Consider the following 8,663-nt stretch of genomic DNA (forward strand, 5'->3'; position numbering starts at 1 on the left):
GCAAGCGCATTATTCGACCGGCCTACAAGTCTGTACGCAAGGGAAAGCGCGACTACGTTCCCATGACGGATCGTTAAAGACTGCAGCACTACTCAGGACAAGCCGATGTTTCACGTGAAACATCGGCTTTTCTTTTTTTGAACGTATCGCTACTTGCTTTACGAGGATAGGCGATAGATTGGTTTTCATGCGCTGTGCCGTTCGTGTCTGAACGTCTTGAGGTTAAGATGTTTCACGTGAAACATCGGCTTTTCCTGAGTAGTGTTGCAATCTTTAACGATCCGTCATGGGAACGTAGTCGCGCTTGCCCTTGCGTACAGACTTGTAAGCCGGACGAATAATGCGCTTGCCCGAAACGATTTCCTCGAAACGATGCGCAGCCCATCCCGACATGCGAGCACAAGCGAACAGGGGAGTAAACAGATCTTCAGGAATGCCCATCATCGAATACACGAAGCCTGAGTACATATCGACGTTGGCGCACATATCCTTGCGCGTACCCTTTTCCTTCAAGATAACCTCAGGAGCAAGACGTTCGATATTCTCAAGCAGCTGGAATTCCGCCTCGTATTCCGTTCCTCGAGCAAGCTTCTCCGCAAACTTCTTGCAGATCACGGCACGCGGATCCGACTTCGTGTATACGGCATGGCCCATGCCGTATACCAGCCCCGTCTTATCGTATGCTTCCTTATTGACGATCTTCGCCAGGTAATCTGCAACCTGGCCCTCATCAGACCAATCGGAAACATGGTCTTTGATTTCCTTCTGCATAGCCAGCACCTGATGGTTCGCACCGCCGTGCTTACGGCCTTTCAACGATCCAATTGCGCCTGCATACGTGGAATACGCGTCAGTATCCGCCGAAGTTAAAACGCGCGTCGTAAACGTGGAATTGTTGCCGCCGCCGTGTTCGGCGTGCAGGCACAGCATAATATCGAGCATTCGCGCTTCTTCGGGCGTGAAAGCACGGTCCGGGCGAAGCATAGACAAGATGGTCTCTGCAGTAGATTGCCCCGGCAGGAAACGATGCATAATCATCGATTCATTGTTGTAACGCGCACGCTTGGCGTAATACGTAAGGACCATAATACGAGGCAGGCGCGATATGAGGGAAATAGCCGTATGAACCTCGTGATGAGCACTGCGATCTTCGGCTTCGGGGTCGTACGCATACAGCAGCAGAATAGTGCGCGCAAGAACGTTCATGATATCGGGGGGAGTGTCGCGCATGATCATCGACGCGGTAAACCCATCGGGAAGCTCGCGCTCAGCATCCAGAACGGAAACGAAACGATCCAGCTGGTCCTGCGTAGGAAGTTCTCCCATTAGAAGAAGGTAAGCAACTTCTTCGTAGTTGAAGCGACGATCAATAGCATCGGTATCAAGCAGGTCGTAGATATCGTAGCCGCGATATCGGAGCATGCCGTCATCGGCTATTTTCTCATTATCCGAAATCACGTAGCCATGAACGTTCGCAATATTGGTCAATCCCGCTACGACACCCGTACCATCAGCATTGCGCAAACCGCGCTTAACGTCGTATAGATCGTAATTATCGACATCAATCGAGTTAATGGTTTTGAAGCTTTCGTACAGCGCGATTTTTTTCTCGTCTCCCATAGCGCATCCTTCCTGCCGCAGCAACGGCTTTTCGATAAAGCGGATACGGCCAATCTGAAACGACGGCCTTGCGTACCTGTAGAGTGGAGAATGAAGTCTTTACCATGATAAAGCGCAACAACCTTCCGCACAACGAGCCAAAGGGAGTTATCGGTGAAAACCATGGTGAAAGAGTATTATACGAGACCTTCGGTATATATAAAAATGCCCGTCCTACGACGGGCATTCAATACTCTTAAAAGAGATGGTGGCTATTTCGCAGCACCGATACGGCAGATCGTGGTGCCGCAGTCCGGGCACTTGCCCTTCGTGATGGGCTTACCGTTCTTCGTCGTGCTCTCAACGGGATCCTTCATGATTTTCTTTGCCTTGCACTTCACGCAATATGCCTCAATAGCCATGGCTGAAAAACACCTCTCTGTCCTGTACTCTCACGAACCGCAAAGCAGCCCGTCTCTTAAATCAAGGTTGTAAACTTGCATCCCAAGATGCGCAATTGCCCATTATAGGTCACCTGGAACATGCTTGAAGAGTATATCCGCAGGTGACTATATATTCTTCAACAACTCCATAACAAAGTCTGCATTCGACGACAGCGTTTCTTCATCGATGTTTTCCAAAACGTCGTCGCTTTGGGCGAAGTAAGCAGGCTTGGACCCCGCCATGCCCACCAGGTGCATTGCCTGATGGCCGTGCTTGATAGCGAACGAAGCAGCGCTGTCCTGCCACAGAATACGCCCGCCCGACACGCTGACTCCGGTTGCTTGAGAAGCTTTCTTTACGTAACGCTTCATACGAGAAGAAGTTTTTACCGTCTTGAACTGGCCTTCCTGTTCAATCATGCTCAAATCGCCTGCACCCAGAGCTTCGAGATCGATGATGATCGCACCGCGCAAATCCTGCTGGTGCTCTGCCAAGAAAGCCTTCATACCGCTGTTTTGAGTAAGCTCGGATCCCAGCGAGACGAACCATACTTCCGTATTGATATCAGGGTTGCGGAACTGGTATATCTGCTGAAGTTCGTCCGAAATTTCGATTTCAGACGCAGCAGCTTGAGCCGATTCCTCCGCAAGGCTTTCAGAATCGAAATCCGCGTTCTCTACGCGACGGGCCGAGAACGCGCCGCCGTTCCAAGGGCGAGAGGCGTTGCCTTTATAGCCGTCGAATTCGTCATCCTCGACATCAAGTTCCTCGCCGTAGAACCCATCGGCTTCAAAGCTATCACCTTGGCCAACAAAAGCGTTCTCGTCGAACGTATCGAACGACTCATCAAGATAATCGCCCTCGTACGCATCCATACGCGTAGTTGCAGAAGGATCAACGCCGCCCGCGGACTCATCTTCCTCGCGGAAGCTCTCCCATCCGCCACGCTCGGCTCCCACGGTGCGTGCATCGAACGTGTCGTCTACGTTTAACCACTCCTGAGCGCTCGGCGCCTCTTCCTTATCTTTGCGACGAAAACGATCGAACAAGCGACGGACGCGCGATTTCGGCATTTCCACGTACCCAGGCCCGGCAAAAGCGCCCGTTTCGGTAAAGTTAGCATCGTATGCCGAGTCATCAGCATCGTCGACATAGATGTCGTCGGGATCCACGTTGTCGAGCAGTTCATCGCCAACAGGAGCGAAGGCGCCGGTAGCTCCAGCAGGCGCGAACGACCCCGCGGCATTTACGTTAGAGCTTTTCGCCTCGGGCGCATTTGTGCGTGCAATAGCCCCCGACAAAGACGGAAGCATAGAGCGAAGGGAAGCGCCTTTTTCGGATGGGGAACCTTCGGCAGACGTCGATCCCGATCCGTCGTTTTCGTCGGAAGATCCCAAACTGATGGAAGGAAGCATGGTAAGCAGGCTCTTCGCAGCAGTTTTACCAGCGCTTTCAACGTCCGCTAAAGGAGCACGCTGTTTCGGCAGCTCGGTGATAGGAGCCGGCTTCGCCGCAGAAACGCCGATATCGGGCAGCACGATGGGCTTGCGCGCCGCCTCGTCGAGCGGGGTATCCTGAGCAAGCCCGAACACCGCTTCATCCTCTTCAGAAACGCCGTCGGTCACGTTTACGCGGTTATCCGTACGGTGCTCGTCTTGGCGCGTTGCCAAAGCCTCTTCCTGAACCTTGCGAGGATCCAAAAACGACGGCATGGAGAGTTCCGGCATGGAAGGTAGATCACCCGGTCGAAGGCCGCTGACATCGATAGGAGCCATCGCGGTGGTGGACAGCGGATCGTTTTCCGCATCCTGCGGAGCGAAAGGCGCAGATCCGTCGAAGGGGTCCGACGAATGCACGTTCTCAGCGCCATATTCGGCAGCAGAAGCAGCGCCATCGACCGCTTCTTCGTCCTTGGAAGCATTGCCAGGAGCTTCGGCATGGTCGGGGGAAACGTTCCACTGAGGGGCCTTTATCTCGCGAATGCCATCGCGGTTCGCGTCCATCTGCTGCTCGAAGCGGCGCTCAACAGCCATGTTCGCCTCGGCAAAATGACCAGCGCTTTCGCTTACGGCCGCATCGAGCGCGCTCGCATAACGAGAACGCTGCACGGGCTTTTCAACGGTGCGGGGCTTCTTTGCCTTTTCCTGCGCCTTCCTGAACCAGTCGGGAACTCCACCCGTCGATGCGGTGGAGTACGAGGTAGGCTCGACCGACGAAACCACGTTCAGGGCAGCATCGCCGGCTGCAACGATTCCCTCAACATCCTGGGCAGCGGCTTCAGCCTTAGCGAGCGCTTCCTGCATGGTATCGGGGGGAATAGTGGAAAACGCTTCCAAAACCTCTCCGCGCACCTCGTGATAATCTTCATCGGAAGGACGAGGCAGGGGAGGCTCTTTGATCTGGACGAGATTCTGCGCTATGTCAGCGGCAGCAGCACCCGCCACAGGTTTTCCGGTCAAAGCCGCAACGGCCGCTTTTGCAGCCGCCAAACGAGCTTCGGGCGTCTGGGGAGCCATCGCGGGCGGCTTCAAGTTCTCGGCCTCGTATACCAGCTCGACTCCCTCGGGAACCAATCCAGCAGCCCGGGCCGCATCTTCGCCATGAATGGCAGCTTCTCCACGTTCGGCCAGTTCAGCTTCGCTTACGCGGCCGCGACCCACGCGGCGCGCCACTTCAAGCAGTACGGCCGTACCCGCAGCGTTGCTGTTCGCGCCCTCGTTGTAAGCGGCGAATTTATGAAGAGCGCCGGTCACCAAAGGAATGCAGGCAAGAACCAGCAGGATGACGACAATCACGTTAAGAACCGTAGAAACCATTCCACCGTCGTTCAAGAACACCACGTTGCGCAACAGCAAAACAACGGGCAGCAAGGCCATAGCCCCAAACGTCGTCCATTGAATGGCAGGAAGCGCCTGCGCAAGCGGACCGTTCAGCTCGGCACGCACCTTGCCGCTATCATAACGAGCCGCCAGGACGACTTTACGCCGACGAGATCCGCCCGCTTCAGCAGAATAACCCGGATCGTACTTCGCCACCACGTTTTGACTGACGCCTCGCGCCAAAACCTTAGACAGAACCGGTCGATCGAACGCCTCCGCTGCAAACAAAAGCGCTGCTATCAATGTAACAACCACCGAGGCGATTCCCAGAACAGGCACGAACAAAGCCGCGACCGTGATGACCAGCGAGCAACCACAGCAAATCATGCGGGGAATATCGGCATCCGGAGAGCCGTTAAAATCCTCGATCACTGCGGAAAGGCCAGCTTCTTTCTGCATTTGCTCGGTTATGTACAGCGCCGCCTGCTGCTCCTCTTCGGTTCCCGCTGGACGCGGGCCGATTTCCTGGGACAGATACGCAACGTGATCTACTATTTCCGGCATTAGCTTTGCCTTTCGTTCCCTGGTGTTTCTACAAGGCACATATAATGCAAGTATACGCTATTTGCTTTCCGCGCCCAAATAATCGCGAATAAAAGCATCGGCCGTCCCCGCTTGTAAACGAGCTGTTGAGTACGACTCCTCCATACTGGACACGACCTGTTCGTATGCTTCGTACACAAGCGTTTCGGGTTTTTCGGGAATAGCCTTCGCAAGAGCGACCGCCTCTGCATCGGCAACGTTGTACGCCTCGTTCTGAGCAGACGCCTCTTCTTTGTTCTTAGCTAAAAACGCGTCATCCGAAGCTATCGCGTAGCCAAGGGACTCTATTCTTTTTTCCACATAAGAGAGCAATGCGCTCATATCGGCTTCACCGTAGGCACGTTGCACCTCGGAAAGAGCGCCATAGGCGTCATTGAACGCAGCAAGAGCCTCGTTGGTCTTTTCTTTCGAAGCTTGAACATTCTCAGCTGTCGTATTTTTCACCAGTTTAGCCGCATCGCGTGCGAGGCTATCGGCCTTCAGAACCTCGTTCCAAACATTTTGAAGATTAATAGCGGCAGTTTCAGCCCTGGAAGACTCTTCGAGCAGCTCTGTACCCGATTCAATAAGCGACCGACGAGCAGCAATAGCGGCCACAGTCTGATTAGCCGCTTCCTTGTCGCGCGATTCGTTCAGATTAAGCGATGAAGCGCGGGCCTTTTCGTCAGCCTGATTCAATTGAAGGGACGCGGCTTCAAGCTGCGAGTACACGTCTTTGCGCCGTTGCGCCATTCCCTCGTCAAAAGGATGCGAGACCACATCATCGAGTTCCACGATCACTTCGTCAGCCTGATTCACCAAATCAAGCGCCTCGTCCAATTGCGCGACATTGCTCTGATGGCTCTTAAGATCGTTGTACAGATACATCCCGCCAAGCGACAGCAATACCACCATCGTAAGCGATATGACAACAGCAGCCACCACTTTGCTCAATTTGCGGCGGGCTTTGCGCAGGGCTATTTCCTCTTCAGGAGACCGAACGGGTTTAGAAGGGCTCGATGCTTTCCTCGGTGCAGAGGAGGCCGACGAAGACGACCTCGAACGTCTTGTCTTGTCCGAGGATGCAGCCTGAGCGCCCCCCATCGCTGGAGCTGCAAAATCGAACGCATCGAAGCGCGAAGAAACCTCTTTGTCGTCCACCGACACGAAGTCACCAGTCGAAAGAGGGAGTCCTTTTTCCTTAGTGGGGGTCCCTGAGGGTTTTTTTCTGCGCGCGGGCAGCGTAAACAAGGACACATGACCGAACGGGCCGCGCTTTTCCTTCTCTGCGCGGCCACCGTCAAGAGCCTCTCGAGCGGCATCGAGCACGCTGAACGAAATCTCGTTCGACGTGCCCTTCGTATGCCTCTTAATATGTGCAGCTCGCGTTAGCTTGTCGTCTCTCCTGGCCATACAACCCCGTCGCAGCTTAGATCACGCACGACCGCGCCGCACATCGTCCGCTATCTCGCGCGCGGACATGATTTTGATAGTTCGGCTTGGTAGAGAATTCAAAAAAGCCTTGCCATAGCTCTTGGTAAGCAATCGCTTATCAGCAAGAATAAGCACGCCTTCGTCCTCGGCCTTGCGAATAAGCCTTCCTGCCGCTTGCTTCGTTTCAAGGACAGCAGCGGGAAGCACGTAACGGCGCCATGCCTGATCGTCGCGCGCCGCGCGCTCGCACGATAAGGGGTCAGTAGGTTTGGAGAACGGCAGCTTGGGGATAATCACGCCCTTCAACGTAGCCCCGGGAGCATCGAACCCTTCCCAAAAGCTCTTGAGAGCGAACAGCGATAGATGTTCGTCGGCAAGGAAATCATCGCGAAGTCCCTTTACCGACACGCCCCATTTCTGGCAGACAACACGGAGATCGTCTTCTTTAAGCTGCGGACTAACTTCGTCGAAGCACTTCTCCATTTCGCGACGATTCGTGAACAGCGTCAGCATAGACCCCTGCTGCGCACGATGAACGTCCACCAGAAGGCGCTGCAACGAAGAAAGGTAGGCTGCGTCGCTCGGTTCGGGCATATCGTCAACAACGTACACTGTCATATGGCCGTCGTAGTCGTAGCTCGAATCAAGCTTGCAAGTCCTGGATTGCGAGAATTCGGTTTCGTTCAGCCCGAGCGAGTTCTCAAACGCGGTGAATTTTCCATCAACCGACAGCGTAGCCGAAGCAAACACCACTGAGTGGGTTTTCGCGAACAAGGTCTCGTTCATAATCGCGCCCATGTTGACCATCAGCGCTTCAAGCTTTTCGGCAACGCGGTCTTTCTTGCGATTGATCGTTGCGGAGTATGCGCAGGATTCGGGCGCTTTGGTCAATATGATGTCAACGGAATCGATCTGTTCTTTCAGCTCGATAGCCATCGATGCGATCTCGCGCTGAATTTCAGCCGCCCCGTCAACCTCTTCCAGATACGCAACCAGATTTTGGCATGCGGCCACCAGCTTTTCCGCAGCGTCCGACATAGCCCGCCCCAGCAATGCAACTTGACCGAACGTAGCGCTGTTGCGAATATCGTTATTGATCCAGAGCTCTACGGTTTCGTACCCTCGTCCTCGTTTGTTCTGATCGAAGAACAGCAGGTCTTTCATGTGGGAAGCGAATTCCTGCGCAGCTTCAGCATACGTTTTCCCGGCAGCTCGAGCTTTACTGCTCAACGCATAGAACAGGGAGCTTCCTTCTTCGCTTCCGGAAAACACCACGCGGCGCTCGGCTCGAACGAACACGTTACGGGAAGCTTCGTCAGCACCGGCGCGATGAGCAAGACGCGTAATATCCTCAGCAGCCAGAGAAACCGAAAAAGCTCGGCGCGCTTCCGATTCAGCCCCGTGAGCCTCGTCCACCACCCAGTATCGAATAGAGGGAAGCAACCCGCCATCGGCCACTAAATCGCAAAAGAGAAGACTGTGGTTGGTCACAACGATATCGGCCGCCTCGGCGCGCCGGCGAGACCCGTGCACAAACCAAGACGTTCCGAAGTAAGGGCATTTACGGCGATGGCAATCATGGCTCGTCGTGGTTACCGCTCGACGGGGCAGTACTCGATAATCGATTTTCAACCCGTCCATGTCGTCGTACGAGGTTTGCTCCACATAAGAAAGAAGAGCCGCGAGCGCCGGAGCCTGAGTTTGCTCCTTGCCATTCACAAGCCTCATCTGAGGGCCATCAGACACAATGCGATCTATGCGCCGCAGGCACGGGTAATGAGAGAA

The 8,663-nt window shown here is 54.5% G+C and carries 5 protein-coding genes; all 5 read right to left on the minus strand.

Annotated features, from left to right (window positions below; all coding sequences use genetic code 11):
- Positions 1-273: 273 nt before the first annotated feature.
- Positions 274-1,620: a citrate/2-methylcitrate synthase gene (locus tag ACMNI9_RS09105; protein WP_114566369.1), complete on the minus strand. Its 1,347-nt coding sequence runs from the start codon at positions 1,618-1,620 to the stop codon at positions 274-276.
- 251 nt (positions 1,621-1,871) lie between these two features.
- Entirely contained in the window at positions 1,872-2,021 is a 150-nt protein-coding gene (locus ACMNI9_RS09110; protein WP_169999052.1) for a DUF5679 domain-containing protein, read from the minus strand.
- A gap of 147 nt (positions 2,022-2,168) precedes the next feature.
- Positions 2,169-5,426 carry an aminopeptidase gene (locus tag ACMNI9_RS09115; protein WP_418831725.1) on the minus strand — a complete coding sequence of 1,086 codons (3,258 nt, stop codon included), beginning with the start codon at positions 5,424-5,426 and terminating at the stop codon, positions 2,169-2,171.
- A 57-nt stretch (positions 5,427-5,483) separates the two neighbouring features.
- Positions 5,484-6,857 carry a hypothetical protein gene (locus ACMNI9_RS09120; protein WP_418831726.1) on the minus strand — a complete coding sequence of 458 codons (1,374 nt, stop codon included), beginning with the start codon at positions 6,855-6,857 and terminating at the stop codon, positions 5,484-5,486.
- Between the two features lie 21 nt (positions 6,858-6,878).
- Positions 6,879-8,663 (minus strand): ATP-dependent DNA helicase (locus ACMNI9_RS09125; protein WP_418831727.1); only part of this gene is annotated, 1,785 nt, incomplete at its 5' end.

Origin of the sequence: Paraeggerthella sp. (assembly GCF_048427265.1) — a bacterium.
Taxonomy (GTDB): Bacteria; Actinomycetota; Coriobacteriia; order Coriobacteriales; family Eggerthellaceae; genus Paraeggerthella; species Paraeggerthella hominis.

Bases quoted from the DNA above. Each gene is read 5' to 3' on its own strand.
- ACMNI9_RS09105 (WP_114566369.1), bottom strand. From the start codon at position 1,620: ATGGGAGACGAGAAAAAAATCGCGCTGTACGAAAGCTTCAAAACCATT.
- ACMNI9_RS09115 (WP_418831725.1), bottom strand. From the start codon at position 5,426: ATGCCGGAAATAGTAGATCACGTTGCGTATCTGTCCCAGGAAATCGGC.
- ACMNI9_RS09110 (WP_169999052.1), bottom strand. From the start codon at position 2,021: ATGGCTATTGAGGCATATTGCGTGAAGTGCAAGGCAAAGAAAATCATG.
- ACMNI9_RS09120 (WP_418831726.1), bottom strand. From the start codon at position 6,857: ATGGCCAGGAGAGACGACAAGCTAACGCGAGCTGCACATATTAAGAGG.